This is a genomic window from Sphingobium lactosutens, assembly GCF_013393185.1.
GTDB lineage: Bacteria > Pseudomonadota > Alphaproteobacteria > Sphingomonadales > Sphingomonadaceae > Sphingobium > Sphingobium lactosutens_A.
This window is the reverse complement of sequence record NZ_QJQX01000052.1, coordinates 299,198-320,380: the sequence shown is the minus strand read 5'-3', so window position 1 is coordinate 320,380 and position 21,183 is coordinate 299,198. Positions and strand designations below refer to the sequence as shown.

16 protein-coding genes and 1 other RNA gene are annotated in these 21,183 nt (G+C 64.6%); 12 read left to right on the top strand and 5 right to left on the bottom strand.

Annotated elements, in window-relative coordinates; translation table 11 throughout:
* The first annotated feature begins 154 nt into the window (after positions 1–154).
* Positions 155–1,501 carry a glutathione-disulfide reductase gene (gorA, locus tag DM806_RS13635; RefSeq protein ID WP_179043716.1) on the top strand — a complete coding sequence of 449 codons (1,347 nt, stop codon included), beginning with the start codon at positions 155–157 and terminating at the stop codon, positions 1,499–1,501.
* Positions 1,502–1,644: 143 nt separating this feature from the next.
* Here the strand turns inward: gorA and DM806_RS13630 are convergent, their stop codons facing one another.
* Both DM806_RS13630 and DM806_RS13625 read right to left on the bottom strand, forming a co-directional pair.
* On the bottom strand, positions 1,645–2,358 hold the full coding sequence (locus DM806_RS13630) for a 2OG-Fe dioxygenase family protein (RefSeq protein WP_179043715.1): 714 nt from the start codon (positions 2,356–2,358) through the stop codon (positions 1,645–1,647).
* Positions 2,359–2,438: 80 nt separating this feature from the next.
* Positions 2,439–3,218, bottom strand: a complete 780-nt coding sequence (locus tag DM806_RS13625) for an SDR family NAD(P)-dependent oxidoreductase (RefSeq protein ID WP_179043714.1) — start codon at positions 3,216–3,218, stop codon at positions 2,439–2,441.
* A gap of 104 nt (positions 3,219–3,322) precedes the next feature.
* Between DM806_RS13625 and DM806_RS13620 the strand changes: the two genes are divergently transcribed.
* Both DM806_RS13620 and purC read left to right on the top strand, forming a co-directional pair.
* The gene (locus tag DM806_RS13620) at positions 3,323–4,234 is read left to right on the top strand and encodes a LysR family transcriptional regulator (RefSeq protein ID WP_179043713.1); all 912 of its coding nucleotides are present in this window, start codon (positions 3,323–3,325) and stop codon (positions 4,232–4,234) included.
* Positions 4,235–4,369: 135 nt separating this feature from the next.
* Positions 4,370–5,152: a phosphoribosylaminoimidazolesuccinocarboxamide synthase gene (purC, locus tag DM806_RS13615; RefSeq protein WP_179043712.1), complete on the top strand. Its 783-nt coding sequence runs from the start codon at positions 4,370–4,372 to the stop codon at positions 5,150–5,152.
* 79 nt (positions 5,153–5,231) lie between these two features.
* Here purC and DM806_RS13610 read toward each other — a convergent pair whose 3' ends face one another.
* Positions 5,232–5,984: a sulfite exporter TauE/SafE family protein gene (locus DM806_RS13610; protein WP_179043711.1), complete on the bottom strand. Its 753-nt coding sequence runs from the start codon at positions 5,982–5,984 to the stop codon at positions 5,232–5,234.
* Between the two features lie 137 nt (positions 5,985–6,121).
* Complete coding sequence (locus DM806_RS13605) at positions 6,122–6,877, bottom strand: NRDE family protein (protein ID WP_179043710.1); 756 nt, start codon at positions 6,875–6,877, stop codon at positions 6,122–6,124.
* A 25-nt stretch (positions 6,878–6,902) separates the two neighbouring features.
* Here DM806_RS13605 and ssrA point away from each other — a divergent pair.
* The 5 genes from ssrA to DM806_RS13580 all read left to right on the top strand — a co-directional run bounded on the left by ssrA (position 6,903) and on the right by DM806_RS13580 (position 14,533).
* Positions 6,903–7,249, top strand: a transfer-messenger RNA (tmRNA) gene (gene ssrA / locus DM806_RS13600).
* Positions 7,250–7,602: 353 nt separating this feature from the next.
* Entirely contained in the window at positions 7,603–7,989 is a 387-nt protein-coding gene (locus tag DM806_RS13595) for a tetratricopeptide repeat protein (RefSeq protein ID WP_179043709.1), read from the top strand.
* A gap of 379 nt (positions 7,990–8,368) precedes the next feature.
* Entirely contained in the window at positions 8,369–10,024 is a 1,656-nt protein-coding gene (locus tag DM806_RS13590) for a hypothetical protein (RefSeq protein ID WP_179043708.1), read from the top strand.
* A 90-nt stretch (positions 10,025–10,114) separates the two neighbouring features.
* Positions 10,115–12,817 carry a TonB-dependent receptor domain-containing protein gene (locus DM806_RS13585; RefSeq protein ID WP_179043707.1) on the top strand — a complete coding sequence of 901 codons (2,703 nt, stop codon included), beginning with the start codon at positions 10,115–10,117 and terminating at the stop codon, positions 12,815–12,817.
* Positions 12,818–13,105: 288 nt separating this feature from the next.
* A complete protein-coding gene (locus DM806_RS13580) occupies positions 13,106–14,533 on the top strand; it encodes a CYTH and CHAD domain-containing protein (protein ID WP_179043706.1) in 1,428 nt (475 codons plus the stop codon).
* A 9-nt stretch (positions 14,534–14,542) separates the two neighbouring features.
* Here the strand turns inward: DM806_RS13580 and DM806_RS13575 are convergent, their stop codons facing one another.
* Positions 14,543–15,193 (bottom strand): prolyl hydroxylase family protein, encoded by a 651-nt coding sequence (locus DM806_RS13575; RefSeq protein ID WP_179043705.1) that lies wholly within the window; start codon positions 15,191–15,193, stop codon positions 14,543–14,545.
* Positions 15,194–15,377: 184 nt separating this feature from the next.
* Between DM806_RS13575 and DM806_RS13570 the strand changes: the two genes are divergently transcribed.
* Genes DM806_RS13570 through gspF form a run of 4 tightly spaced genes read left to right on the top strand, consistent with a single transcriptional unit; the run spans position 15,378 to position 21,178 of the window.
* Entirely contained in the window at positions 15,378–16,223 is an 846-nt protein-coding gene (locus DM806_RS13570) for a type II secretion system protein N (RefSeq protein WP_179043704.1), read from the top strand.
* Entirely contained in the window at positions 16,220–18,430 is a 2,211-nt protein-coding gene (gene gspD / locus DM806_RS13565; protein ID WP_179043703.1) for a type II secretion system secretin GspD, read from the top strand. Before DM806_RS13570 ends, gspD begins: the two co-directional genes overlap by 4 nt.
* The gene (gspE, locus tag DM806_RS13560; protein ID WP_179043702.1) at positions 18,427–19,968 is read left to right on the top strand and encodes a type II secretion system ATPase GspE; all 1,542 of its coding nucleotides are present in this window, start codon (positions 18,427–18,429) and stop codon (positions 19,966–19,968) included. Before gspD ends, gspE begins: the two co-directional genes overlap by 4 nt.
* A complete protein-coding gene (gene gspF / locus DM806_RS13555; protein WP_179043701.1) occupies positions 19,961–21,178 on the top strand; it encodes a type II secretion system inner membrane protein GspF in 1,218 nt (405 codons plus the stop codon). Before gspE ends, gspF begins: the two co-directional genes overlap by 8 nt.
* Positions 21,179–21,183 lie beyond the last annotated feature (5 nt).

Sequence of the window (21,183 nt, the reverse complement as noted above, 5' to 3'; positions counted from 1 at the left end):
CGACATGCTCGAAGTGAAGGGAACTGGTAGAAAAAATCCCATTTGTAACTCCACGCCCTAGCCGCCATATCCCGCGTCAAGTTTTTGATGGCGCATCGCTTGGGCGGAAAACCGGTTCCCGTTTTCCCGCGCGATGCGCCGAGCGGAGGCAGGCATGAGCGAGTTTGATTTCGACCTTTTCGTCATTGGCGCCGGTTCGGGCGGCGTGCGGGCGTCGCGCGTTGCGGCGGCGCATGGCGCGAAGGTTGCGGTGGCGGAGGAATATCGGGTCGGGGGCACCTGCGTCATCCGGGGCTGCGTACCCAAGAAGCTGCTCATCTATGGCGCGCATTTCGCCGAGGATCTGAAGGACGCGCGTCGCTTTGGCTGGAATGTGCCGGATTGCGGTTTCGAATGGACGACGCTGCGCGACAATGTGCTGGCGGAGGTCGATCGGCTGGAGGGACTCTACGGCAATACGCTCAGCAGCCACAAGGTGGAGGTGATCCGCGAGCGGGCGACGATCACCGGGCCGCACAGCGTGAAGCTGGCCGGCGGGCGTGAGGTAACGGCGAAGACGATCCTGGTCGCCACTGGCGCCTGGCCGCTGATCCCCGAAGTGGAGGGCGCGGAACATGGCATCACGTCCAACGAGGTGTTCCATCTGAACGAATGCCCCAAGCGGATCGTGATCGTTGGCGGCGGCTATATCGCCAATGAATTTGCCGGCATCTTCCACCAGCTCGGCAGCCATGTGACGATGGTCAATCGCGGCAGCGACCTGCTGCGGGGCTATGACGCGCAGATACGCGACCGGCTGCTCCAGATCTCCATGACCAAGGGGATCAATTTCCGCTTCAATGCGCAGATGGAGCGGATCGAGAAGAATGAGGACGGCACGCTCTGCGTCCGTTTCAAGGATGGCGATCCGGTCGCGGCGGACGTGGTGCTGTTCGCCACCGGGCGCAAGCCGATGACCGATGGGCTGGGGCTGGAGACGGCCGATGTCGAACTGGACGAGAAGGGCGCGATCCGGGTCGACGACTATAGCCAGACGACGTGCCAGAGCATCTATGCAGTGGGCGACGTCACCGACCGGCTGCAACTCACCCCGATCGCCATTCGCGAAGGCCATGCGTTCGCCGACAACGTGTTCGGTGGCGACAAGCGCAAGGTCGACTATGCCTGTGTGCCGTCGGCCGTCTTCAGCCATCCGCCGCTCGCCGGCGTGGGCCTGACCGAAGCGCAGGCGAAGAACCAATATGGCACCGTGAAGGTCTATACCTCCGACTTCCGGCCGATGAAGAATGTGCTGGCCGGGCGGGACGAACGGTCGCTCTACAAGATGGTCGTGGACGCGACGACCAACAAGGTCGTGGGGCTGCACATGATCGGGCCGGATGCGCCGGAGATTTTGCAGGCGGCGGCCATCGCGGTGAAGGCGGGCCTGACCAAGCAGGATTTCGACGACACCGTCGCGCTGCATCCGAGTATGGCAGAGGAGCTGGTTCTTCTTAAGTGACATCCGTTCGCTTCGAGCGTGTCGAGAAGCGGGAAGCGCTGCGCTAGCCGGTTCTCGACCTCATCCGCAAAGCGGATGAGGTTTATCCTGAGCGCCTGCTGCAAGCAGGCAGTCGAAGGGCTCGAACCGAACGGACCTTTAGTTTAGCTGTTCGCCACGAACGTCACCACCAGCGCGTCGCGCCAGGCGGGGCGCGTGGGCACGAGCGGGTGGATTTCGGTCACGCCGTGCAGGATGCGGTGGTCGTCGATCAGCATCGTGTCGCCCGGCTGGACCAGCGTGAACTCGCCGAGCGGTGTGCCGTCGGGCGCGCCGATGCGGGTAACGCCTTCGCGCACGTTGCGGCGCTCGACCAGCATCACCATCACCCGGTCGACGCCGTCGCGGTGCATGCCTTCCGGCGTCGGGCGGCCATTTTCGCCGGGCTTCGTCTCGATGCGGAACTGGTGGAGTTCGACGTGCCAGTCGCCCTTGCGGGCGGGATCGAAGCTGTCGGCGCAAAAGGCAAGGATCGCCTGCATGGCGGGCATGGCGATGGTTGCATCCTCGACCGGATCGAACCAGCGCTGCACGTCGCCGTTCAACACATTATAGTCGCGGCTCTGATAATGGGGCTGGTGCGGCTGGCGGACGAACTGGCCCGATGTGCAGCGGAAAGTCGCGTGGCGGCGGCGGCGGTAGCGTCCACCATCGGCCATGTAGAGATCGGGGCCAAGATCGTCCCAGCTTCGGGCAAACGCGTCCCAGTCCGTCGGCGATATACCGAGCTGGTCCAGCAGCTCCGCGCCGGGCAGGCGGGCGTAGCCGTCCCGGTTCATGGCGTCCTCGATCGGGGAAAGGCTGTCCGTGTCGCTCATCGCATCATCCTAGTGGAGGCATGAGACGAGCGACAGGGCCAGTTTCCGTAAGGAGGATCGTGAATATCTCCGGTATCGGATTACGCGATCGTCGGCACCATGCCGCCTTCGACCCGCAGCGCGGCGCCATTGGTGGCGGCGGCGAGCGGGCTGGCGAGATAGGCGACCATCGCGCCGACCTCGTCCGCCTCGATCAGGCGCTTGATCAGCGAAAGCGGGCGCAGCCTGGTGAAGAATTCCGCCTCGCGTTCGGCTTCGGGCGCTTCCTTGTTGTCGACGACGGAGCGGATGAAGTCGACGATCCCTTCCGATCGCGTCGGGCCGGGAAGGACGCTGTTGACCGTGACGCCGGTGCCGCGCGTATGTTCGGCGAGGCCGCGAGAGATGGAGAGCTGGGCCGACTTGGTCATGCCGTAATGGATCATTTCGGCAGGCGGGAGCAGGCCGCTCTCGCTGGCGATGAAGATCACCCGGCCCCAATTGCGCTCCAGCATCTTCGGGAAATAATGGCGGGACAGGCGCGCGCCGCTGACGACGTTGACCTCGAACAGGCGATGCCAGTCCTCATCGCTGATGTCGGCGAAATCCCTGGCTTCGTAGATGCCGAGATTGTTCACCAATATGTCGGTTGTGGGTACCGCGGCGATCAGTTCGGCGGCGCCCTGCGCGGTGGCGGGATCGGCGAGGACGGCGTTGACGGGCAAGCCGATTTCGGCGGCGGCGGCGTCCAGCTTGGCCTGGCTGCGGCCGGTGATGGTGACGGTGACGCCCTCCTGCGCAAGGCGTCTGGCGATGGCGAGGCCGATGCCGGCGGTGGATCCGGTGACGATGGCGCTCTTGCCGGTGAGTTTCAGGTCCATGGGATGCTCCCTTGTAAAAATAGACAGCGAACTGGACAATCAGATAGCATTTGCGCGATTGATGATTAGATCGCACTCCATCACTTCAGAAGTGAAAATAAATCATGGATAATCGTTTCGGCGACATAGAGACGTTCCTGATGGTCGCGGGCGAGGGGAGCTTCGCGGCGGCGGCCAAGGCGCTGCGGCTGACACCGTCGGCGGTCAGCCGGTCGATCGCGCGGCTGGAGCAGCGGCTGGGCGTGCTGCTGTTCCGCCGGTCGACCCGCGCGCTGGCGCTGACGCGGGAAGGGCAGGCCTATCGCGACCGGATGGCGGTGCTGATCGGCGACATGATGGATGTCGAGATCAGCTTGGGGCAGGACCGTAACGAGCCGCGCGGGCTGCTGCGGGTCAATGCGTCGCCTTCCTTCGGGGTCGAGCGGCTGATCCCGATCCTGCCGTGCTTTGCGGAGCGTTATCCGGCGGTGACGGTCGACCTGACGCTGTCGGACACGATCGTCGATCTGGTGGGCGAGCGGGCCGACATCGCCATCCGCATCGGGCCGCTGCGCGACACCAGCCTGCGCGCGAAGAAGCTGGGGCGTAGCCGCATGGCGCTGGTGGCCAGCCCCGACTATCTGGCGCGGCGCGGGACACCGCAAACGCCCGACGATCTGGACGGACATGACTGTCTGCGCTTCAGTTTCCGCCGGTCGGTCGACGGCTGGCCCTTCCGCATCGGCAAGCGCGTGGTGCAGCGGCCGGTGGAGGGCAAATTCTTCGGCAATTCGGGCGAGGTGGTCAGGCAGATGGCGGTCGCTGGCTGCGGCATCGCCCGGCACGGCTATTTCCATGTCGAAAGCGATGTGAAGGCCGGGCGGCTGGTCGAGATATTGGCGGACTATAATCCCGGCGACGGCGAGGATATCCACGCCCTCTATGCGGCGGAAGACCGGTCCGCGGCGCGGGTGCGGGCGTTTCTGGACTTTCTGGATGAGTCGGTGGTGATGGAGGGCGACGGGCGGGCGGCATGACCGTGCGCCCACCCATCCAATTGCACCCCAGCCGACTTTGTTCTATGGGCCGCCCGAGCAGCCCCGGCACCCGCTTATCCCTTCCGATTCGCGTTTGCCGGGGTGAACTGTTTTTGGAAAAAGTCAGGAACGCGCATGGCCCGTCGCCGCCAGATCTACGAAGGCAAGGCAAAGATCCTTTACGAAGGCCCGGAACCCGGCACGATCATCCAATATTTCAAGGATGACGCCACCGCCTTCAACGCGCAGAAGAAGGGCACGATTTCCGGCAAGGGCGTGCTCAACAACCGTATTTCCGAGCATATCTTCACCCTGCTCGGCCAGATCGGCGTGCCGACCCACTTCATCCGCCGCCTCAACATGCGCGAGCAGCTGGTCCGCCAGGTCGAGATCGTGCCGATCGAGGTCGTCGTGCGCAACGTCGCCGCCGGTTCGCTCAGCAAGAAGCTGGGCATTGAGGAAGGCACGCAGCTGCCCCGCACGCTGATCGAATATTGCTACAAGGACGATGCGCTGGGCGACCCGCTGGTGTCCGAAGAGCATATCGCCTGCTTCGGTTGGGCCACGCAGGAAGAGATGCACGACATCGCCGACATGGCGATCCGCATCAACGACTTCATGTGCGGCCTGTTCGCCGGCATCGGTATCCGCCTGATCGACTTCAAGCTGGAGTTCGGCCGGCTTTATGACGGCGATTACAGCCGCGTCATCCTGGCCGACGAGATCAGCCCGGACGGTTGCCGCCTGTGGGACATGAACACCGGCGAAAAGCTGGACAAGGACCGGTTCCGCCGCGACCTGGGCGGTGAAGTCGAGGCTTATCAGGAAGTGGCGCGTCGCCTGGGGCTGCTGCCCGAGGGGCTGGACACCACCGTCCTCGACCTCGACACGCATCGCAAGAAGCGCGAGAAGGAATAAGCGAAAAGGCCGGCCTCAGCGCCGGCCTTTTTTTACACTCAACTTCGCTCGCAGCGAACGGAAGTAGGTTGGTTATGGCTCAAGCCATCAGCGCATCGGCCACCAGCTTGAGGCCGAGCAACACCATCAGCACATAGATGAGCGTGTAGAAACGCGCCGCATCGACTCGCCGCACCAGCGCCACCCCGGCGAAGGTCGCGGCGATCGCTACCGGCACCAGCATCGCCGTCGCCGTCAGGTTCGCACGCGTGAACTGGCCCAGCGCCGCATAGGCGGGCACCTTGATCCAGTTCATGACGGCGAAGGCGACAGCCGTGGTCCCGACCAGCATGTCGCGCGGCAGCTTGCGGGGCAGCACCCACATCTGGAAGGGCGGCGATCCGGCATGGGCGATCTGGCTGGTGAAGCCGCTGGCGACGCCGAACAGCGTGCCGACCCATGCGGGCGAATTGGACGGCAGTATGATCGCGCCGCCCCGTTCGACCCAGAGCCGTTGCAGCCCGAAAATCACCGATATCGCGCCCAGCGCACCCAGCACCGCGCTTTCCGACACCTGCGCCGCGAAGACATAGCCAAGGCCTACGCCAGCGGCCATGCCGGGCAGCATGACCCGCAGGACATGGCCGTCCCAGCTTTTGCGGAACGCCCAGACGCTGACTGCATCCTGCAGGATCAGGATCGGCAGCAGGATGGCCGCTCCGCGCACCGGATCGACGCCCAGCGCCATGATCGGCATGGCCAGCGCCCCCACGCCCGCGAACCCGCCCTTGGCGAGGCCGGAAATGACGACGGCGACGATCGCGCAGGCGATGTAGAGATAGTCGGGGCTCATGGAGCGCGCTTAGGGGATATACGCGCGGATGAGAATGGCGGAGTGGGGGTGGATCGCGGACTGACGGCTGTTCTTCTTGGCCGTCATCCCAGCTTTCGCTGGGATGACGGAATTTGGCCGTTGACGGTCGCGGCGCTTTACCAGCGGAAATGCTCCTCGCTCTCGCCCGTCCTGTCGGCGTTTGCGTCGAAGCGGCGTTCGATGATCCGTCCCTGTCCATCCCGGTCGATCGCCACGATGGTGCTGCACCGAGTGCCGTAGAGCGGATTGCGGATGAAGATGGGGGAGGCGGCGGCTTCGTCCGGGGCGTCGGAGGGAATGGCGGGGGCGATGCCGGCGTCGGGCAGGCTTTCCAGGCGAAGCGCTGTGAGCAGGCGCGCGGGATCTTGCGCCTCCTCGGTCAGCCAGGCGAGCAGGCTGGCCTTGAGCGCGAGCGTCTTGGGCCAGGGCGCGTCGAGCGTACCGTTGGAGAGGCCGTAGAGGCCGGGCGTCAGCGCCGTGCGCCACGGTTCCGGGCGGTTGGTCAGGAAATGGGCGCGGTCGCGTTCGACGAGGATCAGGTTGAACGGATTGAAATCGTCGAACGCCGCCCGCGCGACATCGGCATGGGCGCCGTCGCCCGCGAGCAGATCCGTCACCAGCGCCCCACGCGAGGCACGGTCGGGTTGCGGGCGGCCATAGCCACGCAAATTGGTGACGATCGCGGCGCGGCCGGCTTCGGATACGCCGAGCCACGTCCCGCCCGATTGCAGGTCGCGCCCGGCGATCAGGCCTGGGCGATCGGTCCAGCGGGCCAGCGGCGCGGCCGGGCGGGCATGATATTCGTCGCGATTGCCGATCAGGATGAGCCGCCAGCGCGGATGCGTGTCCCATGCCATGGCCATGATGCACATGTCGACTTCCCCTCTTTGACGCGAGTGGCTTGATAAATGGACCGCACCGCTCCATATAGGGGGTGCCGGGTTCGCCCGGCTATGGTGATAAATTGTGTCGAGTAATAGACGCAGCGGACCCGGGGGCAGTACCCGGCGGTTCCACCACATATCCCGCCTTTGAGGCGGGGTTTCTGATGGGGCCGAACTAGGATCGACGTGTGTTCAAAGGCGATATTTTTACCCGGCCCGTGTAAGCCGTTAAACTGTGCAAAACTCACAAGTGCCAACGATAACGAAGCACTCGCCATTGCAGCGTAATTGAGGGCCTCACGGCCTGACATTACTCTAAAATAGCGCGGTTGAACCCACCGGGCAACAGAAGGGAATTCAGCGGCCCCCGGAGGCGCCGGGCAACAGAAGCCTCCGGACCTTTCCACATCCGTTCTGCATTCCGTCGAGGCGCTGGCGCCATCGACCTTCATGTCGTGCCCGACGCGCGCCGCTGTCATGCGGCCTGGAAGGGTGGGCGCTAGCGGTTGCCGTCGCTCCTCTGCTGATTCGCGGAAAGTCCAATTCCACCCTGTCGATTTGATTTCACTTTTATGACAGTTTGATGGAAAACTAATAACATACTGATTTATAAGTAAAGATTTATCAAAAGCCGACCTTTGTCGCGCCTTGCATGCATGTCATCAAAGTGAAATAGTAATCGCTATTGTAGAAGGTTTTTTTGGAGAAAAGAGATGAAGATGGCCGTCGCGATTTTGGGTCTGGCAATGGCTGCTGCCGTGCCGATGACGGCGCAGGCGGCCTCCGACGACATGGTCGTGGTCGCCCTGCCCGATGGCAGCCTGGCCGCCGACGCCCTGATCAAGGGGCAGTTCAACGACGCGATCGGCAAGTTGCAGCTGATGCGTCTGAATGGCGAGAATGATCCGGCCCGCCTCATCAATCTTGGCAATGCCTATGCCGGTGCGGGGCGCATGGAGCGCGCGCGGGCCGCGTACCGCGCCGCCAGTTTCGCGCCGGAAGAGACGCTGCTGCTGGCCAACGGCACGCAGGAATCGTCGCGATCGATCGCACAGCGGGCGCTGGGCCGGTTGAAGGCGCCCGTTTACGCGTCGCGCTGAGTCGATTTGCAAGGCTGAAGTGATTTCGCGTGAAATGCCATTTCACGGCTCGGAAATCACGGAAGGCAAAAGACAATAGCGTTTATCCTGATTCAATCCGAACAGGGTAAAATCCAGGGTGCAGGGAGTGAGGGGCGTCGTCCGCAGGGGCGGCGCCCTTTCATATGGTTGTTATCCCCTTTGCCATCATGACCATTGTCATGCCCTCTGTCTTTTAACTGTCATTTTTGAGTCGCCGAACCGTCATCAAAGCGGAACGATCATGTCATTTCCCCCGCCTAACTGCCGCGCAGAGGGCGACAGGGGGCGTTGTCCGATTCGAGTTTTCCCCTGCGCTCCGCCTACCAACAATACGGGCGATGCCCGGAGCGGAGACGACATGGCCAAGAATAATCGCATTCACACCATCCTGATGGCGGGCTGCGCCTGCATGGCGCTGAGCGCCTGCGGCGCGGACGACATCGCTTCGCCCGGTACCGGCGGCAATGTCATCATCAACCCGACGCCGACGCCCACGCCGACCCCCACGCCCACGCCGACGCCGACTGCAATCACGGCCGCCGGCGGTTGCCCGACGATCGCCGATCCCAAGGGCCTGACCGACGAAGGCACGATCAGCAACTCCTCGGGCGATACGTGGCGCGTCTGCACGCTGCCGTCGATCATCGCCAAGAGCATCACGCTGCCCAAGATCGCCGGACTGGTCTATCAGCTGAAGGGCCGCGTCGACGTGGGTTGCGACAGCGGCTTCTCCGCCCCGACCACCTCGGCGCCCGTCACCAGCTCGACCGTTGGCTGCACCGCCGCCAACGGCTTCACGCTGACCGGTGGCCAGCTGACCGCCGACACCAACGTCACGCTGACGATCGAACCGGGCGTTGTCCTGTATGGCGGCACCGGCACGTCCTGGCTGGCCGTGAATCGCGGCAACAAGATCAACGCCACGGGCACCGCCTCCGCCCCGATCATCTTCACCAGCAGCGACAATATCAAGGGCATCGCGTCGGAAACCTCGATGGGCCAGTGGGGCGGCGTCGTGCTGATGGGCCGTGCGCGCACCACCGATTGCAACAGCGGTTCGGTCGCTGCCGACACCTGCGAGCGCCAGACCGAAGGTTCGGCCGATCCAGCGAACTTCGGTGGTCGCGACGACGCCTACAATGCCGGCACGATGAAATATGTGCAGATTCGCTATTCGGGCTATGTGCTGGGCGCCAACACCGAACTGCAGGCGCTGACCGGCGAATCGATCGGCTCCGGCACCACGTTGGACTATATCCAGAGCTTCAACAGCTCGGACGACGGCGCTGAATTCTTCGGCGGCACCGTGCGCATGAAGCACTATATCGCGGCCGGCTCGGACGACGACAGCCTTGACGCCGACACCGGTATCCAGGGTCGTTTCCAATATGTCCTGATCGTGCAGCGCCCGGGCCAAGGCGACGCGCTGATGGAAATCGACAGCAATGGCCTGGAAAGCGACACGCCGCGTCAGAAGACGATCGTGGCGAACTTCACCGCGATCCAGCCGCAGGTCAGCAGCAACAATGAAGCCAACGACCAGGCGTCGATCCTGAACCGCGGCAATTCGGACCTGACGCTGGTCAACGGCATCGTGGTGTCGCCGAATAATGAGTGCGTCCGCCTGCACGGCACCGGCAGCGCCGCGAACCGCGCCACGCTGACGGCCCGTTCGGTCCTGATGCAGTGCAATGCGACCAAATATATCGCGTCGGGCACCAGCGGCATCGCCTACAGCGTCGCGGATATCGCCACGCTGTTCACGGGCAACAACAATAACGACGCCTACACTGCTTCGCTGACCGCCACCTTCATCAACGGCGCGAACGAAACGACCGGCGTCACCGCCTTCGACGCCAAGACGCTGGATGCCTTCTTCGACACCACCACCTATGTCGGTGCGGTGAAGGACTCGAACGACACCTGGTTCGCGGGCTGGACCTGCAACTCGGCCTATGCGCCGTTCGACAGCACCAGCACCGCCCGTCGCGCCTGCACCTCGATCCCGGTCTAAGATCGGATCGACCTGAGACGGGGCGGGATGCGGCCTGACCGGCTGCATCCCGCCCCGAAATGCGCAATGACTATCTTTAGGGGACATTTGATGGCGACGCCGCTCAAGTTCGCGGGCCTGCTGCTCCTTTCTTCCGCTTTGGTCGCGCCGGCCGCGCTCGCGCAGGAAACGACCGCGCCTGCCGATGCCACGACCAGCGATCCGCAGGTTGCCGCTGACCCGGTCGCCCGGACCGGCCGTTCTGCCGCCCGGGACGACGCGGCGCCCGACGTTTCGATTCCCGGTGCCGACATCATCGTCACCGGCCGTCGCGGCAGCGCCAATATCCAGAAGAATACGCCCGCGGTCGTGTCGATCCTGTCCTCCGCGGACATCGCGCGTACCGGCGACGGCAATATCGCCGGCGCTCTGGGTCGCGTCACCGGCCTTTCTGTGGTCGGCAACGGCTTCGTCTATGTGCGCGGCCTTGGCGATCGCTATTCGCTCGCGCTGCTCAACGGTTCGCCGCTGCCCAGCCCCGAGCCGCTCAAGCGCGTCGTGCCGCTGGACCTGTTCCCGACCAACATCGTATCCTCCTCGATGGTCCAGAAAAGCTATTCGCCCAACTATCCGGGCGAATTCGGCGGCGGCGTCATCAACCTGACGACCAACGCCGTGCCGGCCGAAAGCTTCCTGACGATCAGCGGCGGCATTGGCGCGAACACCGAAAGCACCTATCAGCTCGGCTACAGCTATTATGGCAGCAAGAGCGACTGGACCGGCTTCGACAATGGCAGCCGCGACCTGCCGCCGGCGCTGAGCGCCTTCTTCAAGAGCGGCGAGCGGATCAGCTCCGGTAATGTCGACTCCGTCGCCCTGGCGGGCCAGATGGTGCGCTTCAGCAACTCGACCGTCCAGCGCATCACCGATCTCGATCCCAATTATTCGGCGACCGTTTCGGGCGGCACTTCGTTCGATCTGGGCGGGTCGACGCTGGGCCTGATTGCGACGGCGGGCTACAGCAACAAGTGGATCGTTCGCGACCAGCGCCAGCAGAATTCGATCACGCCCGACCTGTCGGCGCTGAATTCGGATTTCCAGCGCGTCACGACCGACAATCGCATCATCGTCAACGGCCTGCTGGGCCTGGGGCTGGAGTTCGGCGGCAACAAGCTGCGCTGGACCAACCTCTATATCCGCGACACGCTCAAGCATACGCGCCTGGGCATCGGCAACACCCAGACTCAGCCGACCTCCGACATCATGGAGCAGGATACGGCCTGGTATGAGCGCCAGCTGATCGACACCCAGTTCGTGGGCGAGTTCAAGCTCGGCCCGGCATTCAGCCTGGACGTGCGTGGCGGCTACGCCAATTCGCAGCGTGAGGCGCCGGACGAAATCTCGTTCGAATATATCCGCACCAATTCGGACGCGGACCCCTATGGCGACCTGTTCGTCAACCGCCTGAACGGCAATACCGGCCAGACGGCGACAGCGAGCTATTCGGATCTGAACGAAGACCTGTGGTCGGGCGGCATCGACCTGACCTGGCGTCCGTCGCCCTCGCTGGGGCTGACGGCGGGCTATGCCTATACCGACACCAATCGCACCAGCTCGCGCCGCGACTTCCAGTTCCGCGCGTCGAGCGATATGCCCGAAGGCGTGGGCGTGCTGCGGCCCGACCTGCTGCTGGCGCCGAACATCGTCGATTATTTCAACATCGGCGTGATCGAGACGAACGAAGGCAATCCCGCCTTCCGCGCGACGCTCAAGAACCATGCCGGCTATGGCAAGGTGAACCTGCAGGTAACGCCGGAAGTGTCGATCGATGCGGGCGTCCGCTATGAAACGGCCAAGCTGGAGGTGTCGCCGCTGCAGGTGTTCAACACGCCGGGCGCCAGCACCGCATCGACCATGCTGGACAATGACTATTGGCTGCCCGCCGCGACGCTGACCTGGCAGCTGCAGGAAAATATGCAGATCCGCCTGAACGCGTCGAAGACGATCGCGCGGCCGCAGTTCCGCGAACTCATCTATCAGTTCTACTTCGACCCGGACACGAACCGCCGCTATCAGGGCAACCCTTATCTGCAGGATAGCGAACTGTTCAACGCGGAAGCGCGCTATGAATGGTATTTCGGTCGCGATCAGCGCTTCTCGATCGCGGGCTTCTTCAAGAAGATCGACAAGCCGATCGAAACCTACATTACGCTGAACGGCGACAATTTCATCACCAGCTTCGCCAATGCACCGAAGGCGAATCTCTATGGTGGTGAAGCCGAGGTGCAGAAATATTTCGATCTGTCCGGCTTCTCGGGCAGCGATTTCTTCGCCACGCGCCGCCTGGTCACGATCGCCAACTATACCTACACCAAGTCCAAGCTGAAGGTGGGCGCGGATGATCAGGTGTCGGTATTCGGTGCATCCTCGACGCTGGCGACCGACTATTTCCGGAACGGCGCGTCGCTGACCGGCCAGTCGGACCATCTGGTCAACTTCCAGCTTGGCCTGGAAGATCAGGAAAATCTGTCGCAGCAGACCTTCATCCTGTCCTATGCCAGCAAGCGCGTAACCAGCCGTGGCCTTGCCAACCAGAACCAGCCGGACGTGTATGAATATCCCGGCGTGAACCTGGACTTCGTGGCGCGCCAGGGCGTCAAGGTGGCGGGGCGCCAGTTCGAAGCCAAGTTCGAGGCACGCAACATCCTTGGAAATAATTACAAGGAAACGCAGTCGAACGGCGACTATACGGTGATCTATAACGCCTATCGTTATGGCACCACGCTGAACTTCTCGCTGTCGACCACCTTCTGAGAGTCCGTTTGGAAAATGCGAGAAATCGCATTTTCATCGCGGCACCGGCCCGCTCCCCCACCCGGCCACCCATAGAATACTGCCGTTGGGTAGCCGGGTGGGGGAGCGGGCCGGTGCGGTAAATCCGGCTGCTGCCGGATTTCCAAACAGACACTGATCGATCTGTCAGACGAAAGAGGAAAAGGGCGCTGTTTCGAGCGCCCTTTTTCGTTGGTCCTGACGGGCAATGTCCTTCCCCGACGCTTCATGCTAAAGCCCGGCGTCGCCCGTTGACGCACGGAGGGACGCATGGGACGCGAAGTCGAACTGAAGCTGGACCTGACGGACGTGGCGGCCGGGCATTTCGCCCATTGGGACGCCCTGCCGGAACGGGAGGATGTGACCCGGCTGCAGTCCATCTATTTCGACACGCCCGATGGCCGTCTGGCGGATGAGGGAGTGAGCCTGCGCATCCGCAAGTCCGGCAAGCGCCGCATCCAGACGATCAAGGCCGATGACGGGGGATCGGCGGGGCTGTTCGCGCGGCAGGAATGGGAAATGCCGGTGCGCGGAACGACGCCGCAACCCGACCCCCGGACGCCGCTTGCCGCCATGCTGGGCGAGGCGATGGAGCAGGTCGAGCCTGTGTTCGAGGTGGATGTCGAGCGGAGCCGCTGGCTGATTGCCGATGGGGCGGGGCGCGTCGAACTGGTGCTCGACCGGGGAGTCGTGCGCGCCGGCGAGCGCGAGGCGCCGCTTTGCGAGATCGAACTGGAACTGGTCGACGGGCCGCCCGCAACCTTGTTCACCCTGGCCCGCCGCATCGACGGCGAGGTGCCGGTCCGCCCCGGCATGTTGACCAAGTCCGAACGCGGCTATCGGCTGCGGTCCGCCATCCCCGCCGGGTTCAAGGCGGAACGGGTGCGGCTCGATCCGGCGATGAAGGCGGGCGAGGCGTTTCTGCGGATCGGCCAGGCCTGTCTGCGCCAGTATCGCCTGAACGAGATGCTGCTGCTGGAACAATATGACCCCAAGGCGCTGCATCAGGCGCGGGTCGCAGTGCGGCGGCTGCGGTCGGCGCTGAGCCTGTTCAAGCCAATCCTGCTTGAAGTCGACATATTGCGTTTCCAGGCGGAATTGCGGTGGCTGGCCGGCATGCTGGGCGAGGCGCGCGATCTGGACGTGCTGGCGGCGCGGGTGGACGATGCGGCCCGGCTGTTCCTGGCCGATGCGTATGGGGCGGCGCACAGGCGGGTGGGCGAATGGCTGCATTCGGCACGGGTGCGGATGCTGCTGCTCGACCTGACCGAATGGCTGGCGGTGGGAGCCGGATGCGGCGGCGCGGCGGACGAATTGGCGACGGATTTCGCCGCCGGGCGACTTGGGCGCCTGCGCAGGAAGATCAGGCGGGGTGGGCGGGCCATGGCGAAGCTGTCCGACGACGCCCGGCACCAGATTCGAAAGGATGCGAAGAAACTACGCTATGGGTCGGAATTCTTTGCCGATCTTTTCCAGAAGCCGGCTCAGCGTCGCCGCCAGCGCAAGCTGGTCGGCGCGCTGACGACATTGCAGGAGCGGCTGGGCGACCTCAACGACCTGGCGAATGCGCCGGGCCTGCTGGCGCGGCACGGACTGGCGGCGGATACGCCGCTTGGCCTGAAGCGGGAGAAGAAACTGATTGCCGGTGCGGCTGACGCCCATGCGGAACTGGCCGAAACGCGCAAATATTGGGATTGAGCCGGATGGTCAGCCCCAGGGCTTTTCCCGATACCATTTGGTGATGACATGCTTGACCCCGCTGCGGACCTTCATGCCGTGGTGGAGGCTAGCGGGATTGGGTTCGCCCGGCGCAATGCGATTGTTCCAGGCGAGCAGCTTGCCCGCTTCGGGCTGGACGGTCTTGCCGATGCTGGTGAAGCGCGTCGCGCCGCCCGCCGCCGGCGCATTGAGATAGACCATCAGCGTCCAAGTGCGGTTGCCCGCGACCGCGCAATATCTGGCGTAATCCGCGCCCTTGGGATCGAAATAATCGGTATGCGCCTTGAATTCCTGCCCGACGCCGTAGCGCTGGCCCTGAATCGGTTCGCCATGAACGGGGGCGATGCCGGCAAAGGCGGAGAGTTTGGCGTCGATCGTGGCGATGAAGGGATCGGCCGGATCAAGATCGCATGTCTCGCTGGTGCGGAAATAGCCGTCGCCATTGGCGTCGGCGATCGTGGAGGGGCGACGATCCGCATCGATCCGTTCGACCAATAAGGCGCACTCTTCGGCGGACAGGAAATGCCGCTGGATGAACAGCGTCAGGTCGCGGCTGGGCACTTTCTGGACGCGCGGATGGGCGGCGATCCACGCCGGATCGGCGTCGCTGGCACAGGGATTATCGGCAATAAGGGACATGATGGACCTCGCGGAAGGCGGCGCGGCACGGACATATTCGCCGTCTTGCTAGCCGTGACGCCGCGAAATGCAAGCATCCTCCCCCACTTGCGTGCCATGTCATATAATGGTCACATAAATGTCATTTCGGAGTAAGAAGAGTTGCCTAGCAGGCGGGCGGGAACTCAAAGGGGGCTATCCGTAGATGCGCGTGCCGTTCGGCGACAAGGTCCGGGGTTGGAAAGGCGGCGTGCCGTCGATCGACTGGCTGAAGCTGGGCGAGCGGCTGCTGCTGGCGCTGCTGGCGTTGCAGATCGTGCGGCTCATATGGGTGGTGCTGACACCGGTCGGCAGCTTCGGTCCGTGGGAAGGGCGGCAGGCGCAGATCCTCTCGCCCAGCGCCCGGCAGGCCCTGTTCGCCAGCTTCGATCCCTTCTTCCGCACGGGCGCCCCGCAGCAGCAGGGCGGCGGGGTCGTCACGTCGCTGGCGCTGACCGTCTATGGCATCCGGCTCAATGAAGGATCGGGTCTGGGATCGGCGATCATGGCGACGCCCGATGGCGTGCAGAACAGCTTTGCGGTGGGGGACGAAATCCTGCCCGGCGTGGTGCTGAAGGCCGTCGCCTTCGACCATGTCACGATCGACCGGGGCGGAGCGGAAGAGCAGGTCTTCCTCGACCAGTCCACGCCTGCGCCGGACGCGGCGGCGCCTGCGCCGGCATCGGGCGAAGGCTGGCAAAGCGCCGCGCCGCCGCCTCCGGCGACTCCGCCCGGCATGGATTCGCCCACGGCAGATAGCCTGAAGCGCGATATCGGCTTCGCGCCGCGGATGCAGAATGGGCGGATCACCGGGCTGGCCGTCATGTCCAGGGGGCCGGCCTTCGCCAGCGCCGGGTTCAAGCCGGGCGACGTCATCACCCAGGTCGATGGCCAGCCTGTCGCCAATCTCCAGGCCATCCAGAACAAGATCGCGCCGGGCGCGCGCATGTCCCTTACCGTCGAGCGTGGCGCCGCCGTCGCCTCCGTCAACATCATAGTGCAAGGCCAATGACCCGCAAATTTCTCCTCTCCGCCGCTCTTGCCCTTGCCCTTGCCGCGCCGATCGCGACGCCGGTGCAGGCGCAGCAGACGCTGAACGTCCGCGACGCCGACATCCGCGCCTTTATCCAAGATGCCGCGCGCGTTACCGGGCGCACCTTCATCATCGACAATCGGGTGCAGGGGAAGGTGTCGGTCGTGACCGACCGGCCGCTGTCGCGATCCGAATATTTCGAGATTTTCCTCTCGACCCTGCGCGCCAACGGGCTGGTCGCGGTGCCGGCGCCGGGCGGCGCCTATCGCATCCAGCCGGCCGACGGCGCGGCGGGTCAGCCGAGCGGGGTCGGCCGGGCGGCGAACCGCAACAGCTTCGTCACCGAAGTCTTCCGCCTGCGCTCGATCGACGCGGCGAGCGCGCTGGAAACGCTGCGCCCGCTGGTGAGCAAGGACGGTTCCGTCACCGCGAACCGGGCCGGCAACAGCGTGGTCGTGGCTGACTATGCCGATAATATCGCCCGCATCCGGCAGGTGATCGCGCGGATCGATCGCGACACCTCGGCGACGCAGATGGTCAGCCTGAAAAATGCCGGCGCACGCGAGATCGCGACGTCGCTCCAGGCGCTGGTGGCGAGCGGCGGCGGCGAGAATGCCGCGCCGTCGGCCGCGACGGTGGTGCCGATCGACAGCAGCAATTCGGTCGCGATCCGCGGTGACGCCAATACGGTGGCGCGGCTGGCGAACATGGCGCGCGAACTGGACCGGCAGGCGGCGAGCGGCACGGAAATCCGCGTCTACTGGCTGGAACATGCCGATGCGGAAAAGCTGCTGCCGGTGTTGCAGCAACTGATCGGCCAGTCGAGCAGCCAGCCGGTAACGTCTTCCACGCCGGCGGCAGGCGGGCAGGGTGGCGCCCCGGCATCGCAAGCCGCTGCGCCGGTGGCGGCGGCTTCCTCCGCCTCTTCGTCGGGCAGCGGCATTTCGACGCGCGGGCCGGCGATCGTCACTCGCTATGAGGGGGCGAACGCGATCATCGTCGCCGCCAATAGCGACGTGCAACGCATGTTGGGCGAGACGATCCGCCAGATCGACACCCGCCGCGAGCAGGTGCTGGTGGAGGCGATCATCGTCGAGATCAGCGACGCGGCCGCCAAGAAGCTGGGCGTGCAATTCCTGATCGGCAGCACGTCGACGGGCTTTGCCGCGACCAACTACAGCAACGCCTCGCCCAATCTGCTGACGCTGGCGGGCGCGGTGGCGGCCGATCGGCTGGGTACGACCAAGACGACGGTCGTCGCGGCAGACGGCTCCACCACCACGACCGAGACGCAGACCAACAGCGATCTGGCGAGCACGCTCCAGCAGGCGGCGGTCAGCAGCCTGCAAAGCGCGACCGGCGCGATTGCTGGGCTGGGCGGCAGCATTGGCGGCAACGGCATTTTCGGCGCGATCATCAATGCGGTGAAATCGGACACGGAAAGCAACTTGCTCTCCACGCCGTCGGTCATGACGCTGGATAACCAGAAGGCGTCGATCCTGGTCGGCCAGCAGGTGCCGATCACCACCGGCGAGGCGCTGAGCCAGAATTTCGACAACCAGTTCCGCACCGTCCAGCGGCAAGATGTCGGCATCAAGCTGGAGGTGAAGCCGCAGATCAACACCGGAGGCGCCATCAAGCTGTTCCTGAAGCAGGAAGTGTCGAGCGTCGCCGGGCCGGTGAGCAACAGCAACAGCGACCTCATCATCAACAAGCGCGAGATCGAGACGACCGTGACGGTCGACGATGGCGAGATATTGGCGCTGGGCGGGCTGCTCGACGACAATGAGCGCAAGACGATCGAGCGCATCCCGCTGCTGTCCGACATTCCGGGCCTTGGCGAACTGTTCAAGTCGCGCAGCAAGAGCCGGACCAAGACCAACCTGATGGTCTTCATCCGGCCGACCATCCTGCGGTCGAAGGAAGATGCGCAGAAGCTGACGCAGCAGCGCTATGGCTATATTCGCGGCATGCAGTTGCAGCGTGATCCCGAGGCCGAGCCGACGATCGACGAACTGGTGCGCGACTATATGGGCGCGACGCCGCCGATCGCCGCGCCGCAGCCGGGCGACGCGGTGGTGCAGCCCGCCGCGGCTGCCGAGCCGCAAGTCATCGAGCCGACCGTCCGCCAGTCGAGCGGCGTGGTGCGGCCCGTCGAAATCCCCGCAAGCGGAGAGAAGAAGTGAGCGACACGGATCAGGGTGACGTCATTTCTCCCGTTGTCCCGCCGCGTCCGATCGACATCCCCTACAGTTTCGCGCGTAAGCATGGCGTGGTGCTGCTGCCGCCCGAAGGCGACCGGCTGACCATCGCCGTGCGCGAGGGAAGCAATCCCCGCGTGCTGCTGGAGGTAAGGCGGCATCTGGCGCGCAGCTTCGAGGTGCGCTTTGTCGAGGCGGCGCAGTTCGACCGGCACCTGTCCGACCATTATGCGATGGAGGGCAGCGCGGCGGCCATGGCGGGATCGCTGGAGGTCGGTGCTGACGAACTGGACATATTGGCCGCCGACATTCCGACCGCCGACGACCTGCTCGACAGCGCCGATGATGCGCCGGCGATCCGCCTGATCAACGGCATCATCGCCGAGGCCGCGCGGCAGGGCGTGTCGGATATCCATATCGAGCCTTATGAGACGGGCCTGATCGTGCGCATGCGCGTGGATGGCGTGTTGCGCGAGACGCTGCGGATGCCGCCCCATGTCGCGCCCGTGGTGGTCAGCCGCATCAAGGTGATGGCGCGCCTCGACATTGCCGAGCGGCGAGTGCCGCAGGATGGGCGTATCGGCCTGACGCTGGGTGGCAAGCTGCTCGATGTCCGTGTGTCGACCCTGCCGAGCCGGGCGGGCGAGCGGGTGGTGCTGCGTATCCTGGACAAGGAGAATGCGGGCATCACGCTCGACCTGCTGGGCATGACCGGCGCGCCGGACCGGATCTTCCGCGAGGGTCTGAGCGAACCCAATGGCATCATCCTAGTCACCGGGCCGACCGGTTCGGGCAAGACGACCACGCTCTATGCGGGCCTGCGCACCCTGAACGACGGGTCGCGCAACATCCTGACCGTTGAAGATCCGGTCGAATATGCGATCGAGGGCGTCGGCCAGACGCAGGTCAATGCCAAGGTCGGGCTGACCTTCGCGGCGGGGCTGCGCGCCATCCTGCGCCAGGATCCCGACGTCGTGATGGTCGGCGAAATTCGCGACCGCGAAACGGCGGAGATCGCGGTGCAGGCGTCGCTGACGGGGCATCTCGTGCTGTCGACCGTCCACACCAATGACGCGGTGGGGGCGATCACCCGTATGCGCGACATGCGCGTGGAGCCGTTCCTGCTCGCCTCGACCTTGCGCGCGGTCATCGCTCAGCGCCTCGTTCGTCGCCTTTGCCAGCATTGCCGTGAGCCGGTGCAGGCGGACAAGTCGGCGAGCGCGCTGCTGGGCTTCGATCCGGGCACGATCATCTACAAGGCGCGCGGCTGCGACGAGTGCAACGGCAGCGGCTACAAGGGGCGTATCGGTGTGTTCGAGGCGATCCGCGTCGATGACACCATCCGCCGCCTGATCAACGACGGCGGCGATGAATCGCTGATCGCGCGCCATGCCTTCCTGAACGCGCCCAACCTGGGGTCGGCTGCGCGGGCGCTGGTGCGCGATGGCCAGACGACGGCGGAAGAAGCGATCCGTGTATCGCGGCGCGACGCGACAGAGGTGGAAACCATCGCCGATGGCTGAGTTCGACTATGTCGCCATCGACCCGGCGGGCAAGGAGCGCAAGGGGGCGGTCAAGGCCGATACGATCGACGACGCGCGCGCCAGGCTGGACGCGCGCAAGCTCTTTGTCGTGCGGCTGGAGCCGGGCGCGGTTCAGGCGGCGCGCAGGCGGGCGGGGCTGTCGCTGCGAAGCCCACGCCTTTCCGCGAAAGAACTGACACTCTTCACCCGCCAGCTTTCCACGCTGATCCAGGTCAGCCCGCTGGAGGAATCGCTGCGCACCATCGGCAAGCAGAGCGAGCAGCAACATGTCCGCGCCATTGTGGGCAAGGTGCATTCCGGCGTGCTGGAAGGGCGGCGGCTGGCCGATGCGCTGGGCGCGGAGCCGAAGAGTTTCCCTGCGCTCTATCGCGCCATGATTTCCGCCGGCGAAAGCTCGGGCAGCCTGCCGACCATCATGGAGCGGCTTTCCGACCTGATGGAGCGGCAGGCGGTGATGCGGTCGAAGGTGTTGACCGCCATCGCCTACCCCTCGGTGCTGGCGACCTTCGCCATATTCGTGGTCGCGGCGCTGATGATCTTCGTCGTGCCCAAGGTGGTCGAGCAATTCGATACGGTCGGGCAGGAACTGCCCTTTCTGACGCGGCTGGTGATGGCGATATCCGCTTTCCTTGCCGGCTATTGGTGGCTGCTGCTGACCCTGATGGGGCTGGCCGGCGTCGGTTTCTGGCGGGCGCTGAAGGTGGAAAGCTTCCGATATCGCTTCGATGCGATGCTGCTGGGGCTGCCGCTGCTGGGACGGCTGATCCGCGACCTGCACGCGGCGCGGATGGCGCGCACGCTGTCCACCATGATCGCGAGCCGTCTGCCGCTGATGGAAGGGTTGTCGCTGACGGCCAACACCGTGCACAACCGCGTGTTGCGCAAGGCGTCGGACGAGATTGTCGAGGCGATCCGGGGCGGCGGCAGCCTGTCCGCCGCGCTGCGTCGCGCTGGCGTGTTTCCGCCACTGCTGGTCTATCTGGCGGCGAGCGGGGAGAGCGCTGGGCGGCTCGACACGATGCTGGAACGCGCCGCCGATTATCTGGAGCGCGAATTTGACAGCTTCACCTCCGCCGCGCTGGCGATGCTGGAGCCGGTCATCATCATACTGATGGGCGGCATCGTCGCCGTCATCATCCTGTCCATCCTGCTGCCGATCCTGCAGTTGCAAAGCCTTACCGGGGCTTGAAGGAG

Excerpts from the sequence above, each read along its gene's own strand:
- DM806_RS13620 (WP_179043713.1), top strand. The coding sequence starts at position 3,323 with ATGGATAATCGTTTCGGCGACATAGAGACGTTCCTGATGGTCGCGGGC.
- DM806_RS13630 (WP_179043715.1), bottom strand. The coding sequence starts at position 2,358 with ATGAGCGACACGGACAGCCTTTCCCCGATCGAGGACGCCATGAACCGG.
- DM806_RS13575 (WP_179043705.1), bottom strand. The coding sequence starts at position 15,193 with ATGTCCCTTATTGCCGATAATCCCTGTGCCAGCGACGCCGATCCGGCG.
- gspF (WP_179043701.1), top strand. The coding sequence starts at position 19,961 with ATGGCTGAGTTCGACTATGTCGCCATCGACCCGGCGGGCAAGGAGCGC.
- DM806_RS13570 (WP_179043704.1), top strand. The coding sequence starts at position 15,378 with ATGCGCGTGCCGTTCGGCGACAAGGTCCGGGGTTGGAAAGGCGGCGTG.
- DM806_RS13605 (WP_179043710.1), bottom strand. The coding sequence starts at position 6,877 with ATGTGCATCATGGCCATGGCATGGGACACGCATCCGCGCTGGCGGCTC.
- DM806_RS13610 (WP_179043711.1), bottom strand. The coding sequence starts at position 5,984 with ATGAGCCCCGACTATCTCTACATCGCCTGCGCGATCGTCGCCGTCGTC.
- purC (WP_179043712.1), top strand. The coding sequence starts at position 4,370 with ATGGCCCGTCGCCGCCAGATCTACGAAGGCAAGGCAAAGATCCTTTAC.
- DM806_RS13585 (WP_179043707.1), top strand. The coding sequence starts at position 10,115 with ATGGCGACGCCGCTCAAGTTCGCGGGCCTGCTGCTCCTTTCTTCCGCT.
- DM806_RS13580 (WP_179043706.1), top strand. The coding sequence starts at position 13,106 with ATGGGACGCGAAGTCGAACTGAAGCTGGACCTGACGGACGTGGCGGCC.
- DM806_RS13625 (WP_179043714.1), bottom strand. The coding sequence starts at position 3,218 with ATGGACCTGAAACTCACCGGCAAGAGCGCCATCGTCACCGGATCCACC.
- gspD (WP_179043703.1), top strand. The coding sequence starts at position 16,220 with ATGACCCGCAAATTTCTCCTCTCCGCCGCTCTTGCCCTTGCCCTTGCC.
- DM806_RS13595 (WP_179043709.1), top strand. The coding sequence starts at position 7,603 with ATGAAGATGGCCGTCGCGATTTTGGGTCTGGCAATGGCTGCTGCCGTG.
- DM806_RS13590 (WP_179043708.1), top strand. The coding sequence starts at position 8,369 with ATGGCCAAGAATAATCGCATTCACACCATCCTGATGGCGGGCTGCGCC.
- gorA (WP_179043716.1), top strand. The coding sequence starts at position 155 with ATGAGCGAGTTTGATTTCGACCTTTTCGTCATTGGCGCCGGTTCGGGC.